The organism is Paenibacillus sp. FSL P2-0173, from assembly GCF_038008045.1.
Lineage (GTDB): Bacteria > Bacillota > Bacilli > Paenibacillales > Paenibacillaceae > Paenibacillus > Paenibacillus polymyxa_B.
Window position 1 is genome coordinate 244,092 of the sequence record NZ_JBBOYK010000003.1, and the last position, 19,373, is coordinate 263,464.

Annotated in this window: 20 protein-coding genes and 1 riboswitch; of the genes, 4 read left to right on the forward strand and 16 right to left on the reverse strand. The window is 48.6% G+C overall.

All coding sequences use genetic code 11. The features are described from left to right. Positions 1–85 precede the first annotated feature (85 nt). The 15 genes from glyA to MKX30_RS17530 form a co-directional block, all read right to left on the reverse strand. The gene (glyA, locus tag MKX30_RS17460; RefSeq protein WP_341063150.1) at positions 86–1,336 is read right to left on the reverse strand and encodes a serine hydroxymethyltransferase; all 1,251 of its coding nucleotides are present in this window, start codon (positions 1,334–1,336) and stop codon (positions 86–88) included. Positions 1,337–1,456: 120 nt separating this feature from the next. After that, a complete protein-coding gene (locus MKX30_RS17465) occupies positions 1,457–2,044 on the reverse strand; it encodes a TIGR01440 family protein (protein WP_023990717.1) in 588 nt (195 codons plus the stop codon). Between the two features lie 220 nt (positions 2,045–2,264). Further along, positions 2,265–2,346, reverse strand: a riboswitch (ZMP/ZTP riboswitch). A 78-nt stretch (positions 2,347–2,424) separates the two neighbouring features. Beyond that, complete coding sequence (locus MKX30_RS17470) at positions 2,425–3,009, reverse strand: low molecular weight protein arginine phosphatase (RefSeq protein ID WP_069080908.1); 585 nt, start codon at positions 3,007–3,009, stop codon at positions 2,425–2,427. Positions 3,010–3,112: 103 nt separating this feature from the next. After that, positions 3,113–3,673: a manganese efflux pump MntP gene (locus MKX30_RS17475; RefSeq protein WP_023990719.1), complete on the reverse strand. Its 561-nt coding sequence runs from the start codon at positions 3,671–3,673 to the stop codon at positions 3,113–3,115. 141 nt (positions 3,674–3,814) lie between these two features. Continuing rightward, positions 3,815–5,062 (reverse strand): L-threonylcarbamoyladenylate synthase, encoded by a 1,248-nt coding sequence (locus MKX30_RS17480; RefSeq protein WP_254348497.1) that lies wholly within the window; start codon positions 5,060–5,062, stop codon positions 3,815–3,817. A 155-nt stretch (positions 5,063–5,217) separates the two neighbouring features. Next, positions 5,218–5,910: a stage II sporulation protein R gene (gene spoIIR / locus MKX30_RS17485; protein ID WP_053326271.1), complete on the reverse strand. Its 693-nt coding sequence runs from the start codon at positions 5,908–5,910 to the stop codon at positions 5,218–5,220. 257 nt (positions 5,911–6,167) lie between these two features. Further along, on the reverse strand, positions 6,168–7,361 hold the full coding sequence (locus MKX30_RS17490) for an FtsW/RodA/SpoVE family cell cycle protein (RefSeq protein WP_028542184.1): 1,194 nt from the start codon (positions 7,359–7,361) through the stop codon (positions 6,168–6,170). 75 nt (positions 7,362–7,436) lie between these two features. After that, on the reverse strand, positions 7,437–8,336 hold the full coding sequence (gene prmC / locus MKX30_RS17495; protein ID WP_053326272.1) for a peptide chain release factor N(5)-glutamine methyltransferase: 900 nt from the start codon (positions 8,334–8,336) through the stop codon (positions 7,437–7,439). Positions 8,337–8,339: 3 nt separating this feature from the next. Continuing rightward, complete coding sequence (gene prfA, locus MKX30_RS17500) at positions 8,340–9,407, reverse strand: peptide chain release factor 1 (protein ID WP_023990723.1); 1,068 nt, start codon at positions 9,405–9,407, stop codon at positions 8,340–8,342. A 271-nt stretch (positions 9,408–9,678) separates the two neighbouring features. Beyond that, the gene (ychF, locus tag MKX30_RS17505) at positions 9,679–10,779 is read right to left on the reverse strand and encodes a redox-regulated ATPase YchF (RefSeq protein WP_023990724.1); all 1,101 of its coding nucleotides are present in this window, start codon (positions 10,777–10,779) and stop codon (positions 9,679–9,681) included. A gap of 133 nt (positions 10,780–10,912) precedes the next feature. Beyond that, the gene (locus tag MKX30_RS17510) at positions 10,913–11,404 is read right to left on the reverse strand and encodes a GNAT family N-acetyltransferase (protein WP_053326273.1); all 492 of its coding nucleotides are present in this window, start codon (positions 11,402–11,404) and stop codon (positions 10,913–10,915) included. Further along, positions 11,401–12,501: a type 2 isopentenyl-diphosphate Delta-isomerase gene (gene fni, locus MKX30_RS17515; protein WP_053326274.1), complete on the reverse strand. Its 1,101-nt coding sequence runs from the start codon at positions 12,499–12,501 to the stop codon at positions 11,401–11,403. Before fni ends, MKX30_RS17510 begins: the two co-directional genes overlap by 4 nt. A gap of 311 nt (positions 12,502–12,812) precedes the next feature. Next, the gene (locus MKX30_RS17520; RefSeq protein ID WP_023990727.1) at positions 12,813–13,304 is read right to left on the reverse strand and encodes a DMT family transporter; all 492 of its coding nucleotides are present in this window, start codon (positions 13,302–13,304) and stop codon (positions 12,813–12,815) included. Positions 13,305–13,363: 59 nt separating this feature from the next. Further along, entirely contained in the window at positions 13,364–14,068 is a 705-nt protein-coding gene (locus MKX30_RS17525; protein WP_053326275.1) for a Crp/Fnr family transcriptional regulator, read from the reverse strand. A gap of 59 nt (positions 14,069–14,127) precedes the next feature. Then, complete coding sequence (locus tag MKX30_RS17530) at positions 14,128–14,553, reverse strand: DMT family transporter (RefSeq protein WP_023990729.1); 426 nt, start codon at positions 14,551–14,553, stop codon at positions 14,128–14,130. A 235-nt stretch (positions 14,554–14,788) separates the two neighbouring features. On the opposite strand from MKX30_RS17530, the gene MKX30_RS17535 reads away from it, so the two are divergent. Continuing rightward, entirely contained in the window at positions 14,789–16,285 is a 1,497-nt protein-coding gene (locus MKX30_RS17535; protein WP_053326276.1) for a phospholipase D family protein, read from the forward strand. 34 nt (positions 16,286–16,319) lie between these two features. On the opposite strand, the gene cls is transcribed toward MKX30_RS17535, so the two are convergent. Further along, positions 16,320–17,831: a cardiolipin synthase gene (gene cls, locus MKX30_RS17540; RefSeq protein ID WP_023990731.1), complete on the reverse strand. Its 1,512-nt coding sequence runs from the start codon at positions 17,829–17,831 to the stop codon at positions 16,320–16,322. A gap of 204 nt (positions 17,832–18,035) precedes the next feature. Here cls and MKX30_RS17545 point away from each other — a divergent pair, with 204 nt between their 5' ends. From MKX30_RS17545 to MKX30_RS17555, 3 genes are read left to right on the forward strand one after another with little or no spacing between them, the layout of a single operon-like run. Beyond that, a complete protein-coding gene (locus MKX30_RS17545; RefSeq protein WP_023990732.1) occupies positions 18,036–18,629 on the forward strand; it encodes a TetR/AcrR family transcriptional regulator in 594 nt (197 codons plus the stop codon). 44 nt (positions 18,630–18,673) lie between these two features. Continuing rightward, a complete protein-coding gene (locus MKX30_RS17550; protein WP_023990733.1) occupies positions 18,674–19,015 on the forward strand; it encodes a DMT family transporter in 342 nt (113 codons plus the stop codon). Beyond that, positions 19,015–19,329 carry a DMT family transporter gene (locus MKX30_RS17555; protein WP_013312355.1) on the forward strand — a complete coding sequence of 105 codons (315 nt, stop codon included), beginning with the start codon at positions 19,015–19,017 and terminating at the stop codon, positions 19,327–19,329. Before MKX30_RS17550 ends, MKX30_RS17555 begins: the two co-directional genes overlap by 1 nt. Positions 19,330–19,373: the final 44 nt, after the last annotated feature.

Sequence of the window (19,373 nt, forward strand, 5' to 3'; positions counted from 1 at the left end):
TCGTTCGGAAGCAAAAAAAGGCTGTTCTCCTCCGGCTTATGGAAGGAAAACAGCCTTTAACATAAAGATTATGAATATCGATGAATTAGTATTGAGTTCCTGGATAGATCGGGAACTTGTCTGTCAACTCGCCAACCGCTTGGCTTGCTTTGGACAATACAGTATCATCTTTCGGGTTTTTAAGGGTTTCAGCAATGATTTTACCGATTTTGACCATAGCCTCTTCATCCATACCACGAGATGTTGCAGCAGGTGTACCAATACGAATTCCGCTTGTTACGAATGGACTAGTCGGGTCAAAAGGAATCGCATTTTTATTGACCGTGATGCCCACGGAATCCAATACATGCTCCGCTTCTTTACCTGTGATATTCAAATTGCGCGTATCCAACAGCATCAGATGGTTATCCGTACCATCCGATACAATGTTAATCCCCTCAGCCAGCAGTGTTTCAGCCAGCACCTGTGCGTTGCGGACTACGTTTTGCGCATAGGTTTTGAACGATGGCTGGAGCGCTTCACCCAAAGCAACCGCTTTGGACGCGATCACATGCATCAGTGGCCCCCCTTGAGTACCAGGGAAAATAGCTTTATCAATCGCTTGCGCCCATGCTTTGCGAGTCAGAATCAGACCCCCACGCGGACCACGCAGCGTTTTGTGTGTCGTTGTTGTTACAAATTGGGCATGCGGAACTGGACTTGGGTGAATTCCCGCTGCCACAAGACCTGCGATATGTGCCATATCCACCATGAACAAAGCACCTACATCATTGGCAATGGAAGCAAAAGCTTCAAAATCAATAGTACGCGGATATGCACTCGCGCCAGCTACAATCAGACGAGGACGGTGCTTGAAGGCTGCCTTACGCACTTCATCGTAGTCGATGCGGAAGTTGTCTTCGCGTACACCATAGGCAGCAAAGTTATACAACAAGCCGGAAGCGTTAACCGGACTTCCGTGTGTTAAGTGGCCACCATGCGCCAGATTCATACCCAGTACAGTATCTCCAGGTTTGAGAGCTGCCAGATACACCGCCATGTTGGCTTGTGCTCCAGAGTGAGGCTGCACGTTAGCATGCTCGGCGCCGAACAGTTCTTTCGCGCGGTCACGTGCGATGTCTTCAACGATATCTACATGCTCACAGCCACCATAGTAGCGTTTGTTCGGATAACCTTCAGCATATTTATTCGTCAGCACGGAGCCCATGGCTTCCATTACTGCTTCACTGACAATGTTCTCGGATGCGATTAGCTCGATATTGTGGCGTTGTCGTTTCAGTTCAAGTCCCATTGCTTCCATCACTGCCGGGTCACTTTTACGCAGGTGTTCCATCATGATTGATTACTCCCTCTCCATAGTCAATTGTTGGGTATACAAGCAAACGCCTGCTCCTCTGTTGGGTACCTCATCATCAATGCAAAAAAGATTAGTACAAACATGCCGCCATGCCAAATGCTAATCGCAGTTTCCGCCGACTTCTTGCTCCAGACTGTACACCGCCCGTTGTCCGCCAATAAGTGGAGGACGGGTGAACGCTGCTGTCACACGTGCTTCGCCAATCCAGCGAAGGCTTGGGCGAAACGGAACAGCAATGGGTCGCAGATGCATGCCAATCAGCGTTTCGCCGATGTCTATCCCGGCATGAGCCTGCACGTTCGCCGCCAAACACGCGTCGCTCATAGAACGATAGGCGACGGTAGCCATAGAGCCTCCTGCTGTACGAACAGGAACAGCTGCAACCTCCATCAGTCCCAATCGCTCCAGCACAGCCCGTTCAACGACCAGCGCTCGGTTCAAATGCTCACAGCATTGAAACGCCACATCAAAGCCATACTCCCTGCGAACAGACTCTACTCCAGACAACAGTTGCTGAGCCACATCGAGCGCTCCCGCCGTACCAATCCGACTTCCAGCCACTTCACTTGTGCTAACGCCGATAACCAGCAGGCGACCAGCCTTGAGACTGGCTGCTTCTGCGATTTCCCGCACGACAGAAGTGGTCTGTGCTTCCAACGGAATCTCATGATCTAATTGTTCCACCATTGGAACCTCCTTTGGTTGAACAGCCTCTCAGAGACTAGGCACGGTCTCATGCCCCAAGTTCAACACACTCTCTCCTGATCACAATCTGACTATATTATAGCCGATGTTTCAGATTTCGAGCAGAAAAAATGGAAGAATCTTTAATGGAATCAACTCTCAGCTAAAAATCTGGCATAACTTGTATATGAAAAAAAGAGCAGTCCACACCTATGTGGAATTGCTCTTTTGCCCAGGCGACCGGCCGTATATCCGATGCTCCATCGTGGTTAATCCCACTTTTGTCGCCAGTTACATCGGATTCTCATTTTTCCACCTTATCTTAACGGATTAACCGCCAAAAATCAACAGATTCCGTACAAAACAGATGAGTAATACCAATTTTATTCGGAAGATGCCTTTAGCTTGTCCAGCAGCTTATGCAGTGCCGTACGGATTTCCGCAGCTGTGACATCGTAATCTTCTCGCGAACCGCCAAACGGATCAGAAATATCAAAGCCCGGAATCCGTTGGTGTAATTCAATCATTCGTTCACGCTCCTGCGCCGATAGCTCTTGTCCGAGTGAAGCCATCAACTGCTGTGAAGCATATAAACTATCCAACTCCTGTACATCATTCAACACCGCATCCCGGTTCTCCACATATTCCTTAAGCGTAAATACTTTGCCCGCCGTTTGGGGAAAGCGCTGAATTAAGTGCTGTTTATGTCCTTGCGTCAAGGTTAAGATCAGATGCGCCCACCCGGCAAGCCCGTCGCTCAAAGGGGTTGAAGTGATCTGATCGGATATATCATGATCACGTAGAACCGCCTCTGCATGTCGGGATATCGGCGTGCCTTCCATCGCGGCTACTCCCGCAGAACGTACTTCCAGTTCTAGCCCATGCTCAGCAGCCAACTTACGCAGCATCCCTTCAGCCATTGGACTGCGACAGGTGTTCCCTGTGCATACGAATAAGATATTCTTCAACGTTTTCACCCCCCGTATGTTAAAAAATATATAAACAGAGGATTACTATAATTCTAATCCCTTACTATAATCCTGCATTTATTTTACACTGTCTACGCTAAAATCAAAACATAAACATAAAGCCGAATGCCAGCAAAATGGCACCGCCCACTGCTTCTCCATAATCTCCTAGATTGCGGCTGACCTTGCGACCCAACAGCAGGCCCAACATCGCCATTGCTCCCCCGCAAAAACCAAACGCCAGAACGGACAGCACCAGATCACTTTGGAACATACCTAGTGACACTCCTACAGAAAATGAGTCAACGCTCACCCCAAGTGCAAACAGCAAAAGGCCTAAAGGCGAACGATGATCCAATACCTGTACGCCGTCCCCTTTAAAGGAATTATACACCATATGCCCGCCCAAAAGGATGAGTAACCCCCCTGCGAAGTAGGCCGTCACATGACCTAATAAAGAACTCATATAATGGCCTGTGAACATTCCCAGCAATGGCATCAGAATGTGAAAAAAGCCAATAACAGTACTGATGCGCAGCACGTCTCGCAGGCGTATCCCCTTCATGCCGATCCCTACGCCCAGCGATAACGCATCCATTCCTAGCGCTACCGCCATGATCAGAATCGTTACAACCTGCCCGGCATGGGCAGAGGCTGCCAGCATACTCCATCCCTCCATTATCCGTCTGTTCTTGTACACGTTATGCGGACAAGGGGCAAATCAGTACAAGCATACACTGAAAGTGCCCAATACCAAGACGAGGAGAGGAGAAATTTAATATAAGAGGCTCTGATTCGACAGAAGCTACAAGCGGACGATTCGGTGACCTGCCGCTTTAAGCAGGCGGTTCATGACGGCGTCTCCCAATCCTTTCGGCGGACAGGATTCCGCCAAAATGTAGGTGACGCCGTCCTCGTCGCAGCGGCGCAGCACGCCGTACAGGCGCTGCGCTGCCTCATGGAGCGCGTCCAGCTTGCCTAGCGTGTAGACGCGCTCTCCGGCGTAGCCGGCGGCATGCTCGTCGAACGCGAGCACTGCCGTGCGCTCCCCGCGCGCGGAAGCCTCCGCCAGCGCGGCGCTAATCCAGCCCGTCACCTCAACGGACGACGGGCCTTGTACCACGCTCAAGCGGCCTCGCGGCGCGTAGTGCGTGTACTTCATGCCTGGCGAGCGCGGCGCCGGGCTGTCCGCGTCTTCCCCAGGCGTAGCGGCCAACGCCGGGTCCAGCACGACGGCGCGAGCAACCGCAGCGAGCTGCTCGGCCGTCACGCCGCCGGGGCGCAGGATGGTGACGGTTCCGTCGTCACCCGCCTGCACTACCGTGGACTCCAGTCCCACCCCCGTGGGACCTCCGTCCAAAATGCCGCCGATGCGGCCCTCCAGATCCTCCCGCACATGCTGTGCAAGGGTGGGACTGGGTCTTCCCGACCGGTTGGCGCTTGGCGCAGCCAGTGGACAACCCGCTTCAGCGATCAAACGAAGCGCTATCGGATGATCCGGCATGCGCACACCAACCGTGTCCAGCCCGGCTGTCACACGCGATGACAGTGCCTGCGGCACTACCGGCAATACGAGAGTCAGTGGTCCCGGCCAGAACATATTCATCAGCGCTCGGGCTGTATCGTTTATTTCTGCTACCATACCCTCTAATTGATCAACATCAGAAATATGTACAATGAGCGGGTTATCGGAAGGGCGTCCTTTGGCAGCAAATACCGCCTCCACCGCTTTTGTACTACGCGCATCGGCCCCCAGGCCGTACACGGTCTCCGTAGGAAAGGCTACCGTCTCTCCAGCTTGGAGGAGTAAGGCGGCCTCGCGTATGCCCTTTTCCGCCGCAATCCGAGCCTGTTCATCCCAAATTTCGTCAGAAACATCCCCGTCAGTGTTGCTCACAGGAACCAAACATCTTACATCCCACCATTGTGTATGGGAAGACTTCAATGCCTGCTTCAGCTCGCGAATCCCCTGTTCATCTAGCTTTTGCTCAGGTTTTTCCTTTTGCACAAATTCTCCGCGCAAGTCTTGCATTTGATTCGATTTATCGCTCATATCAGATCATCCCATATCTTATTGTCATATACAGGCCAGTGATTTCGCCTGATCCTATAAGGCTACTTTGTAAGATCAGTTCATTTGGCTCTGCCATGTGTATATCTATCGTAAGCTCCATTATAGCATATGGGGAAACTTACACTCCTCAACGTTTAGGCAAACAAGCCACTCACCCAGCTACACAGTCCCGCAAGTGCATCCCACAGAAAAAAACGTACTTCCGGCTCCTTGTCAGCGGCATTCGTCCGACTTTCTCCGTGATCCGTTTTTGCTGATACCGTTTGTGCCGCTGCTTCCCCACTGCCTGCATCAATAAAACATAGCGGAGGAAACAGCACGCACCACCAATTTTGACCTTTTCCTTGCCCCAGCGTAACCCGAAGTGCCTCATAATTCCCTGCCGGGTAGACAAGACCACCGTACATTTTCGTTGGGAAAGGTACGCTCGCCAGTTCCACCTGATGATCATACGCAATGCCGCGACGAGCCAGTTCCATACCTACCAAACGGTCAATTTCAGGTAAATGAGCATCAATCAATGATCTCGCTTGGTCTAAGCTTTGCGGGTTTTCCAGCTCACCCACCCAGGCATTCATCTGCTGTACAATAGCGTCCCGTATTTCGCGTTTAACCAACTGATCCTCCGGGCGATCCGAATTGGCCAAAATACGCAGTCGAATGGAGTCATGTGGAATCACTTCCAGCCCTGCTGTTGCCACTCCTGATGCTAAGGTTCCTCTTGTTCCAGTGGTCATAGCAGCATCCGTCTTTTGACCTTCCCAAGACATCATTAATATCGAAATACAAAATAGTATCATTGCGGCTTGCTTTACCCAACTTCTCATTTTCGTCCCCCCAAACCCAAACTCTATCATGTCTATCAGTCTGTCCGGTTTGGGAGAGTCTAAACCTATGATTCTTGTAAAAGATTCAGGACCACTTTACAGATTTTTTTCAATAATACCCTCAAATCATGCTACACCAAGCTTCTGACCCTCACCGAGGAATATGAAAAAGCCCAGATTTCACAATCTGGACTCTCTCGTTGCACCGTTTCAACTCACACAAATACCAATCATTATCTAGCCACATTCCACCTGTACTAGGCTTTTTTCGCCTTCGTCAAGCTTAGTCTGGAAGGCTGTGGCAGATCATCCTCCAGCTCTTGGCCGTGCACCTTAATACTCATAACCAAGCCGATACTAGCCATGTTAATAAGCAACGAGGTACCACCATAACTTATGAACGGGAGCGTAATCCCCGTAAGCGGCATAATGCCCAGAAACGCACCAATATTCTCAAAAATCTGGTACAGCAACATGGACACAATCCCGACAATAATATACGGTCCGGCGCGATCCCGGCATTCCAGCGAAATCAGGATCATGCGGTGAATCAAAATAAAATATAACAATAGCAGCACTGAAGAGCCTACAAAGCCAAATTCCTCCGCTACGACCACAAAAATAGAATCCGCGTACGTATAAGGAACACGCCCGGACTGTACCGAGGTTCCTTGCAAAAAGCCCTTGCCCATCATCCCGCCAGAGGCTATCGCCAGCTTGGCATTTTTGGTATGATAAGACGCCTTCGCGGTTGCCTCTTCCGGTACCAACCAAGGGTCCAAACGCTCAACCCAGTGACTACGGCCAATCCCCTTCATAAAGGAGTCAATCTCATCGTGAAACGAAATATAAGCTTTGATCCCGCCGCCAACAGCGACTGCAAATACGATGAATCCGATCAACGCATGGGATGCCTTCACATTACCAATCCATAGCATACCGATGACGATGACAATGTAACCGAGCGCATTACCCAAGTCATTTTGTGCCATAACCATGGCAAACGGGACAAAGCTCACCAGTGCGACCGGAAGAACATCCTGAATAAAATACAGCTTGCTCTTGCGCTTTTTGATCAGCATATAAGTCAGAAAAACGATAAGGACCAGCTTGAATACCTCAGCAGGCTGAAGATTCAAGCCACCAATTTTCAAAAAGCCCTGAGAGTTGTTAACCGTCCCGCCAAAAAATCCGAGACCCAACAAGAATATTCCGCCTCCATATACGTACAAGGCTTTTTTAATGAATATCCGAAAATCGACCATCGCTAAACCCAAAATCGCCACAAAACCCAATATATAATACCCGATCATCTTCTGGTAGTCATTGCCGTGCTCTGCCAAGTTCGTAGGGCCCCTACCTGCGCTGTATACCGTTATGATACTAATCGCCATGAGCAAAACCAGAATAAAGATAACCGGACCGTCAATTTTTTTCAATTTCTGAAGCATGATTTCCCCCTGAGCCGTTTCTCGGTCATACTCCTCTTATTCTAAAGGAAAGACTCGCAAAAAGAAAATGCAGCACTACTCCGAGACACCTAGGACATGTCGCTCGATCCCTGCAAGGTCAGGAACGATTATAATGTTCTTCCAATGACCTGCCTGTGCCAGCAGACCAGCCACGTCTCTGGCCTGTCCCATCCCCAGCTCAAACCCGATTAGCCGCGGCGGAGCCTGAAGGAGTCCGAGCTGCTCCAGCATTGCCCGATACGGGCCGAGCCCGTCAGGACCACCATCCAACGCCATCCGCGGCTCATGGTCGCGTACCTCTGGCTGTAAACCAGCGATGTCAGCAGCCGGGATGTACGGCGGGTTGGACACGAGAATGTCCACCGCCGTTCCCACGAACGGCGCCAGCAGATCGCCCTCGCGGAATTCTACGGCTGCGCCGTTCGCAGCAGCATTATGAGTCGCTACTTTTAACGCGGCAGCCGAAATATCCCCTGCCGCCACGCGCCAGCTCGGTCGCTCAGCCGCCAGCGTCACGGCAATCGCACCGCTGCCTGCGCCGATGTCGAGCGCCTGCGGAGCGCCGCTTGGCCACAGCCGATCGCCGTGCTGGAGTATCGCCTCGACGAGCAGTTCTGTCTCGGGGCGCGGAATCAGCACCGACGGCGAAACCGCGAACGGGCGGCCATAAAATTCCTGCCGTCCGATAATATACTGCGCCGGTTCACCCGCAGCTTTGCGGGCTATAATCCGTTCCCACTCCTCCCTGACGGAGGAAGGGAACGAATCACCCAGAGCAGCGTAAAACGCCGTGCCTTCCAACCCGAGCACATGCTCCAGCAGTAAGCGGGCATTGTGCTGCGGCTCCAGAACACCACAGCTTCCTAAAAAAGAAGAAGCCTCAACTAAGGCTTCTCTGACACTCATGTTCCGTTCCGGCGACATCCGATACACACAATCGCGTTCGTTCCCCAAAACTTAAACCTCTTGTTCCATCAAATCAGCCTGCTCTGCAATCGTGAGCGCTGATACGATTTCTTCGATCTCCCCGTTCATCACCTGGTCCAGCTTATGCATAGTTAGTCCAATACGATGATCCGTTACACGGCTTTGCGGGAAGTTGTAGGTCCGGATACGCTCACTGCGGTCTCCAGTACCTACTTTGCTCTTACGCTCGCCTGCATATTTGGCTTCCTCTTCCTGACGCAGCATATCCGAAATACGGGCACGCAAAACTTGCAACGCCTTCTCCTTATTGGAGTTCTGGGATTTGCCGTCCTGACAGGTTGCCATAATACCTGTAGGCATATGTGTCACACGCACCGCCGACTTGGTCGTATTAACGGACTGCCCGCCTGCACCGCTGGAACAGAACGTATCCACGCGAATATCCTTGTCGGAAATTTCAATATCCACTTCTTCTGCCTCAGGCATAACGGATACTGTAGATGTCGACGTATGAATACGTCCACCTGATTCCGTCGTCGGAATCCGCTGTACGCGGTGTGCTCCGCTTTCGAATTTCATTTTGCTGTATGCACCACGGCCGTTAATCATGAAAATAACCTCTTTAAAGCCCCCGAGATCATTCATGTTCGCGTCCATCAGCTCTACACGCCAGCCTTGGGTATCGGCATAACGAGTATACATCCGATACAAGTCGGCTGCGAACAGTGCCGCTTCGTCACCACCCGCTGCACCACGAATCTCGATAATAACGTTTTTATCATCATTCGGGTCCTTCGGCAGCAGCAAAATACGGATTTTTTCATCCAGCTCCCGCTTGCGAACACTAAGTTCATCAATCTCCATTTTGACCATTTCACGCATCTCGTCGTCCAGCTTTTCACCCTGCATGGTTTTTGCAGCTTCCAGCTCTTCAACGACATTTTTATATTCGGTATATGCTTCATAAGCAGGCTGTAAATCAGACTGTTCTTTGGAATAATCTCTAAGTTTTTTGCTATCGTTCGCTACATCCGGATCGCAGAGCAGTTCGCTCAGTTTATCGTAGCGGTCCGCCAATGATTGCAATCGGTCCAACAAGCGATTCACCTCTTCAGTTAAATTAATATGAAACCAGCTTCAATTTCACTGGCTACAGCTCTTTATTATACCAACTAATTCATGAATTAGCTACAAGAAATACTGACTAATTTAGGATTTTGCAAAAATCCACACAACATGCAATACAATAAAAAGTCGCCGCCCTAATATAGGCAGCGACCACATAATCTAGCACATTTCAGAACACAAATACATTGAGTTATCGTCTTTTATATATCCGAATCGAGCATTGTACTCTGGAAATTATATATTAAACATTAAAACGGAAATGCATAACGTCTCCGTCCTGCACTACATATTCCTTACCTTCCAGACGAAGCTGACCACGTTCCTTAGCCCCGTTCATCGAACCAGCAGCGACCAAATCGTTGTAGGATACAACCTCGGCACGGATAAATCCGCGTTCAAAATCCGTATGAATTACGCCCGCAGCACCCGGTGCTTTCGTTCCTTTGTGAATAGTCCAAGCGCGTACTTCCTGCACACCTGCTGTGAAATACGTATACAGGCCCAGCAAGCGATAAGCTGCTTTAATCAGACGATTCAATCCGGATTCAGCTAATCCTAGCTCCTCAAGGAACATCGCCTTGTCTTCGCCTTCCAGCTCAGCAATTTCAGATTCTACCTTGGCGCTGATCGGCACCACTTCTGCATTTTCATCTATGGCAAAATCGCGTACCTTTTGCACATATGGATTGCTGTCAGCTTCCGTTACGCCATCTTCGCTAACATTAGCTGCGTAGAGTACAGGCTTCATCGTAAGCAAATGAAGATCGCGTACAATCAACCGTTCTTCATCCGACAATTCTAAGCTACGCGCAGGTTTATCAGCATACAGCGATTCCTTGATCCGCTCCAACACTTCAACCTCTTGGGTGTACTGCTTGTTGCCACCCTTCATGTTTTTGCGGGAACGTTCAATACGCTTGTCTACGCTTTCGATATCCGCCAGAATCAGTTCCAAATTAATAGTCTGAATGTCGCTGATCGGGTCAATTTTGCCGTCCACATGGGTAATGTTCTCATCTTCAAAGCAACGTACTACATGTACAATCGCATCCACTTCACGAATATGAGCCAGAAACTTGTTACCCAGACCCTCGCCCTTGCTCGCACCGCGCACAAGTCCTGCAATATCAACAAATTCAAATGCCGTTGGCACCGTTTTATTCGGCACAACCAGTTCGGTCAGCTTATCAAGCCGTTCGTCTGGTACTTCAACAACGCCTACATTGGGGTCAATCGTACAAAATGGATAGTTTGCGGATTCCGCACCCGCCTGCGTTATTGCGTTAAAAAGTGTTGATTTGCCCACGTTCGGCAAGCCCACAATCCCCGCTTTTAAAGCCATAATCAGAACAACTCCCGTTTATATAAAATATGCGTTATGCCATCCGTTAGTTTACCAACCCACATTATATATGAGAACCTATACACGCGGCAAGCATACGGTTATGAAATTCAGGATTTTGCTATATCCCTATTTAGATTTCTTTGCTCATCTGGATATCCGTAACCCGGTATCCCGATTTGCGATATACATGCAAAGCTCGCTCATTATGCCCAAATACATGCAAACCGATGCGGACAGCTCCCAGTCTGCGAGCCTCCTTTTCCAAAGCCTCCATCGCCAGCGTACCTAGACCTCTCCCCTGGTATGAATCGTATACAAGAATATCCAGTAGAAAAGCTTCTTTTCCTTGCGCGCCGTCCGTAATATTGAACCAGATATAGCCAGCTTCCTCCTGACTCTGCCCCCCGGCATCGGAAAACATCAACATATACAGGTGAGCATGAGGTGTGTCTAGCCTCTGTGGCAGGTATCGAGCAAAACTTTCTGCCGCACGTTCTGGTGCTTCTTCTACCGTCCATGTACCTGCTTGGATTTTCTCATCCGCATAGTCGGCAAGCGAGCGTTGTTCAAATCGATCATATTGCTCCGCATTCATCGGAACCAATGTAATAAGTCCGCTCATCCGTTTACCTTCTTTCTTAGTCGAGTCGTGTCTTTAAGCCCTTCTATTCCATCTACCCCAATCCCAAACATGACCGTTCGGAGTTCCAGCTCCACCTGCTCCAGGCGTGCTTCCAGTGCTTCGCTGGAGGCAACCGCCGAACCGAGCAAAGAACGCCCGAAGCCTGCCATGTCAGCCCCCAGAGCGAGCGCCTTCGCTGCATCGACACCGTCTCTCAGTCCACCGCTACCGATCAGAGCACCATGTGGCTGAGCAGCTCTAACTTCCACGATACAATCAGCGGTTGAATTTCCCCAATCCGCAAACGCCTCCGCTGCGGCACGACGCACAGGATCAGGATTACGAAATTTCTCCACTTGGCTCCAGCTTGTCCCACCTGCGCCAGCGACATCAATAAAGGCAGCACCCGCATCATACAGTCTCGATGCCGTCTCGCCATCTATGCCCCAGCCTACTTCCTTCACTCCTACAGGCACTGAAAGCTGACGACACAACTCCTCGATGCGCTGAAGCAGGCCGCTAAAATCCAAATTCCCTTCGGGCTGGAAAATCTCCTGCAATCCGTTCAAATGCAGCACCAACATATCTGCTCCGGCAATTTCCACTGCACGGCGACAATCGTCCACGCCAAATCCGTAGTTCAGCTGCACCGCGCCCAGATTGGCAAGGACCGGGATGCTGGGTGCTAGACGGCGAACCGCAAAGGTTGAAGCTAATTCTTCCCTTTCCACCGCAGCCCGTACCGAACCGACGCCCAGCGCCCAGCCGCGTCTCTCCGCTGTCTCTGCTAATCGCTCATTAATCGCTCCTGTCTCGGCGCTGCCGCCTGTCATGGAGCTAATAAGTAGCGGTGTTCGTACAGCCTGTCCTAAAAAGGTAGTATCCAGACGAACCTCGTCAAAATGCAACTCCGGCAGAGCGCAGTGCTTAAAGGCATATCGCTCTAGCCCGCTGGTGATGCCTTGTCCGGCCACATCTTCTTGCAAACAAAGGCGGACGTGCTCAATCTTCCGTTCGCCTGTCCGTGCGGCAGGTAACAAAGAGCCGGATCTATTAAAACCGTCAGGTGCTCCTTTTTCATTTTCTGTACTACTCATTTATGTTCCACCTCATCCAAAGTCACTCTGTTTATTGTATCAAGTTCAAGAAGCACAAATAAGACCGTTCCCGAACACGGTAACCGATCTATTTATCGTCTCTTATATCAAATATCGTAGCCCTTAATGTGGCTATTTTAAGATACTTTCATTGTATCATGGATGGAAAAATATATACACGATCGTGAACATTTTTTCTTTCGGAAACTCTACAGAAAAGCCGCTCCTAATTGAGCTGCCGCTTTTCTGCAAAATGCCTATTCGAAAGGACAATCCCTATCCCAGCAAGATAAAGGTCTTTACAATCTCCTTTATCCCTTCATCGAATCAGGTACAGATGAAATGCTTTCTGCTTGCTCCTTCGTACGCCCATGTCCAAATTTGAATACGAGAATACCACCGATAATGACCAATACTCCGATCAACTTATTAAAGGTAAACGGAATCTTTTCTAATCCCAGCCATCCTAACGAATCCCACAACAGGGCGGTACCTAATTGCGCCGTCAATACAATGGAGATCGCATAGGTCGGGCCAAGTCGCTTCATTCCTTGTACCAGACAGAACACAACACCGACACCAATCATGCCACTGAACCAGTACCACGGCTGCATATGCTGTAAAGCAAATGTATTTTTCCCTTCAAAAATAAGACTCCCGAGTAAGGAAGCCAAGAACCCTGTTCCCAGCACCAATGTTGTTGTGGCCCACGATCCTGTCCGTTCATTCACCTTATTATTGAATATCGTTTGCAGACTGACCAAGGCACCTGCGATAATCGCCAATACAATTCCTAATAACATATTTTAACTCTCCCTTGATGATCCCTGATATTCTTCTGCCTTTATCCTAAATGCTCCTATTACAATGATTCATAAATATTATGTCCTGCCAGTTCACTCAAACCTTTTCTGTCCCGAATGACAATGTAACCTTTGGTCCGTTCAACCCATCCATCTTCAATCATTTTGCGAATGACACGGTTGAGATGTCTATAGCTGGTTCCGATCAAATTCGCCACATCTACCAGACTAGATGCACGTAATTCCTCATGAAAAGCCGTATTCGATTCGTCAAAAGAAACCGATAGCAGGTAGCTCGCCAGCCTGACTTCCACCGGATACATGAGATTGAAACTGGAAAAGTCGGAGTCCAGGCAAAACTTTCGCGTGACAATATCCAATAGAAATTGCAGCAAAGGAGCATAGTCTCTGCCGTATTTGTTCATCCATTGGTGGTGAATACCGATCACATAGATCGGAGACACTGCCTCTACTGTGTTGATAACGTGACTACTCCGAATATATTCAACATCTCCTATGACCTCGATCGGTGTTTTGAAGCAAAGGATCAGGGTCTTCCCTTCTGTAGAACTGGTATAAATCTTGACCTTGCCCTGCACCAGTATATATAGATGTTCGATGGAGTCTCCCTGTGAACAGAGCCTTTCCCCTTGCTCCAAACGATGCAACGACAAATAAGGATGTAGTGGCTCGTAGAGTATGGATTCCAACTCATGCAGCTGCAAAAAATATTTTAGCTGCTCTTGATCCTGAATTTCTCTCATTCCTAAGCTCACCTTCAATTTCTACATACTAAGCTTTCTTTACAAGTTAAAATTCTATTTTAGAGCTTCAGAATAATTACACCCGCGATCATCATACCAATACCTATAAATTGTGGCAGTTTCATCTTTTGCTTCACTATACCGAACCATCCCTTGATATCTACCAAGAAGGTTAAACACAACTGCGCAATCAACAACGCCGAGATCGTGAACGTAACCCCAATATGTTGGATTGCCGTGACTTCACTAAATATAATAATAGCTGCAAAGGCACCGCCCCAAAGATACATTGGCTTTACCTGTTTCATTTCAGCTACATTACCATCCCTTGTAAACATCCAGACTAATGCTGCCAAAATAAAGCCTATTAGCTGAGTAACAGTGGCCGCCGGCCATGTACCGATATCCTGACTAATCCGTGTATTCGCTACCCCCTGTAGCGTAATACAAGCTCCTCCCAGAAAAGCAAACAAGATTCCTCTCATAAATCGTTATTCTCCCCATGTAAATGACTTTTCTATATATTAAAGTATAGGGCAGACTCTCTATAAAGGACATATGTCCTCAATGAATAGTAAAACATACTCCATTTCATTCCATTCAGTATCCGCGTCAATCCTGCACACTTGCGTTAATAACTTGACAGTATCCCATCATAAAACTGCATGTTCCGGCACGATAAAATGGAATGCAGTATTCAATTGAGGAGTTGATCGTCATATGACTACACGTGATCCGCTGCATTCTGTGCCGGAATATCAAAGAAAAACCGGGAAAAAGGGCCGTACTCTTAAAATCGCCATTCTGGTACTTATCCTCTGGCTGATTGCCGTCATGCTGTATCAGACCCATAAACCATTGCCTCCGTTCGTCTCTTATGAGAGTCAGGAGTATTCAACCCATGAGGTAAACTTCTGGACGGATTTGACCTATCCGACCGGGGATGGAAGCACTGCACAGCATGAAGGACAAATTTTGAATCGTATGCTCGGGATCATTGATGAAGCCCAACAATTTATCGTCATCGACCTGTTTCTGTTCAATGACTATAAGCATAAAGGTCAGCACTTCCCCCAAGTCAGCGCACAAATGACCGAGCATCTTATTGCCAAAAAGAAAGCTCATCCGGATATGCCTATCTTTTTCATTACAGATGAAGTCAATACCAACTATAATTCTGCCCCCAATCCTTTGTTGGAGAATATGAAGCGAGCAGGGATTCAAGTCGTGCAGACCGATGTAGACCCGTTGCGGGACTCCACCCCCATATATTCGGCAGTGTGGCGTACCTTTTTCCAATGGTTCGGGCAGCAGGGCACAGGCTGGATTCCCAACCTGATGGCCAGTGACGGACCTGATGTAACGGCTCGCTCCTATCTTAAGCTGTTAAACGTCAAGGCCAATCACCGAAAATTGGTTGCCAACGAACAGACAGCGCTCATTTCTACAGGCAACGTGCACGACGCGAGCGCCTATCACTCCAATGTAGCGCTGGAGGTGAAGGGGCCTATCATCGGAGACATTTTACAAACAGAGCAGGCGGTGTTGGACTTTTCGGGCGGTGGGCAGCTTCCTGCCTATACACCACAAGCCGAACCCAAAGTTCCATCGAGTAAGGACAGCTACCGGATCAAATATCTAACTGAGGGCAAGGTGTACACCTCAGTTCTGGATGGCATTGCGCAGACGAAAAAAGGTGACAGCATTCATATGGGCATGTTTTATTTGGCTGACCGCAAAGTATTGAACAGCCTGCTGGATGCCTCTGCGCGCGGTGTAAACATCCAATTGCTGCTGGACCCCAATGAAAACGCGTTTGGTCAGGAAAAAATCGGCATCCCCAATCGTCCGGTTGCCCAGGAGTTGTCCGATAAATCGGGCGGGAACATTCAAATTCGCTGGTATCATACCACCCATGAGCAGTTCCATACCAAACTGATTTATATCGCCAAGGCACAAGGAGAGCATATCATTTGGGGTGGCTCTACCAATCTGACCCCCCGTAATCTGGATGATTTGAATCTGGAAAATGAATTGTGGGTGGCCGCTCCGGCGGACAGCAAGCTGACCCGACAGGTTGCGGCCTATTTTGATAAGCTATGGAATAATCAGGGGGCTGAATACAGTTTGGATCTAGCAGCTTACGAGGATCATTCAACATTTTGGAAAGATATTATATACCGTCTACAGGATATTTTAGGCTTTACTACATTTTAACTACGGGATACTGCTGCAGCGAATTCGTTTATGCTTACAGCAGCGGTGAAAGCAGCCGCGCGAGAGATTCCATCAAACGTTTGAACAGACGTTTTTTCATGAATTCTTCGCGTACGATCAGACTGGCAGAGTGCAAATCTCGTTCGTAGTCTGTTACCATCTGCTGCACACTGTGCGTTTGAATTAACAGAGCGTTAACTTCAAAATTCAAATGAAAGCTACGCATATCCATATTGGCTGTCCCGATGGTCGCAACTTCCCCGTCAATGATGAGGAGCTTGGAGTGGAGGAACCCTTTTTCATATTCATATACCTTGACTCCAACCTCCAGCAACGACTGGAAGTACGAATGAGACGCGAGAAACGGTAGCCATTTATCCGGTTTTGCGGGAAACAGAATACGCACGTCCAACCCGGACAAGGCAGCCATCCGTAAGGCAGTCAGGATATCTTCATCCGGGATAAAATAAGGAGTGGCAATCCAGACTGATTTTCGGGCGGACGTAATCATGGAGAAAAAGAGATTTTTAAGTACTCTCCGCTCATTATCCGGGCCGCTGGCAATAATCTGCACGCCTCCATCCGTAATGGGTTCAATATTGGGAGACAGATATTCGCTATCGAGCACCGACTCGCCCGTCATGTGAAGCCAATCCTGTAAAAATATAAGCTGCAACGTCCGCACAGCTTCGCCCTTCACAATCATATGCGTATCACGCCAAAAGCCGTAGGCTTTGTTGCGGCTGAGATACTCATCCCCTACATTTAGTCCACCAATTAATCCGATATTACCGTCGATAACTACAATTTTACGGTGATTACGATAGTTTACCCGGCTGGAGAAAAACAAGATCCGAGCACCACCGTATGCAACGACCTCTACTCCTGCATCTCTCATTTCCTTCAAAAATGACTTCGACAACTGAATACTGCCCACCGCGTCGTACATAAACCGAACCTTAACACCCGCTTTGGCCTTTTCGATCAAAATCTTCTGAATGCTGGTACCGATATCATCCGACCGGAAAATGTAATATTCCATATGGATATGATGCTGCGCCTTGCGCAGTTCTTCCAGCAAAGTGGAGAAGGTTTCATCTCCATTGTTCAGAATTTGAGTTTCTGTCGCAAAATAAATCGGGGAGCGGGCCAGTCTGCGGGCCAAACGCATCAACTGCTGCTGCTCATCTGTAAAGCAGGTCAGATCCCGTTTGACTCGCAAAGCATCCTTTTCAATGCGGTCGTAAGCCTGTTGGTCACGCAATGCCTTTTTGTCATACTTGCGACGCTTGAATACATTTTGCCCAAACAAAAAATAAAGAGGAAGTCCAACGACTGGCAGCAATGCCAGCAGCAAAATCCAGGACATCGTGGTGGAGGGATTACGATTCTCCGTAAAAATAATCAGACTGATGGAGATCACTGTCAGAGTGGAAAAAATACTGATGACAGTTCCTTCATTTTTGCCGATGTAATTAAACAAGCCAAAATAATAAATAATAAACACCATAGCCGCGATCAATACGGCCAGTAAGCTTCGCCTCATAACTAACCTCACTTCCAGTGGACTGCATTTGACAGGTATTCTTCATTATATTGTACATGAGCCCCTTATTTCTTCCCACTTTTTTATTAAAATGTTGATAAAAAAATCCAAAGAAAAGCTTTATACAAAACGCAATGATGCTGGGTTGACACTTACTTTTTTTCGTGTAAAAATAAACTAACGAACGTTAGGTAGGTGAAAATAATGGGGATGGAAGAGATTCGAAAGGCCGCTCTTTTTCAGTTTGCCACCAATGGGTATGAGGGAGCCTCCTTGAGCAGTATTGCCGCTGAGGTCGGTATCCGAAAACCGTCTATATACGCGCATTTCCAAGGCAAGGAGGATCTGTTTCTACAGGTGGCGAGGTACGCTTTTCAAGAGCAGAATTTACGTATTTTCGAATACTTTACGGAACGTAAAGATCAGCCGCTTAAGCATACCCTGCATGACTTCTTGTTTTGGATGGGACAGGAATATGAGAGCAACGACTCAGCCAAGTTTATGCTTCGCTTTTCCTTCTTTCCGCCTGTATCGTTGTATCACGAGGTGCTGGATATTGTTAATCCTTTTCTGGATAAAATGGAGCGAAAATTAACTCGCCGCCTCCGGAATACACGGGATCGGGAACCCTTTGGGCATATGGAGCCAGTGGATGTGGCTTTAGCCTTCATGACACTGGTGGACGGAATCATGGTGGAGCTACTGTACAGTGGAAGCATCAACTACCACCGAAGACTGAACGCTGCATGGCCTATTTTTTGGCGTGGGATTACGTTAACCTCACCTCATGAAGCGTGAAGCCGTCGAACTTATAAAATCTATTTTTGAGGAGAACATTCATCATGAATCGCAGTTGGATTTACGTTTTTGTTGGCGGCCTGATTGAGGTCGTATGGGTATCGGGTTTGAAGCATGCGGATTCTGCACTCGCCTGGGCTGTAACCGTGCTGGCTGTGGTAGCCAGCTTTTATTTGATCATGAAGGCTGCGAAGCGTTTGCCTGTAGGCACGGTATATGCTGTATTCACCGGACTGGGGACAGGGGGAACGGTCGTAGGCGAAATGCTGCTATTTGGGGAACCGTTTCAATGGTCCAAAACGCTGTTAATTGCCCTTTTGCTGGCAGGTGTGGTCGGCCTGAAGTTAGTTACCGACCGTGATGTTCAGGAAGGGAGTGGCGCATAATGGCTTGGATTGCATTGGTTATCGCGGGATGCTCGGAAGTGTTAGGAGTCATCGGTATGAAGGGCGTTACGGTGGGCAAAGGCTGGAAGTCCTTAGTGCTTATGGTCTTATCCTTTGTTCTTAGCTTCTCTCTACTCAGCTATGCCATGAAAAGTTTGCCTATGGGAACTTCCTATGCGGTATGGACAGGCATCGGAACGGTTGGCAGCACGATTACAGGCATGTTCTTGTACGGTGAACAAAAAAGCGTACTGCGTGTTTTATTCATCGCCATGATTCTTGCCGCAGCATTGGGATTAAAGCTGATATCTTAGCATGAGCGAATGGCATCAAATGTTGCAAATTGCTGATCTTAAAG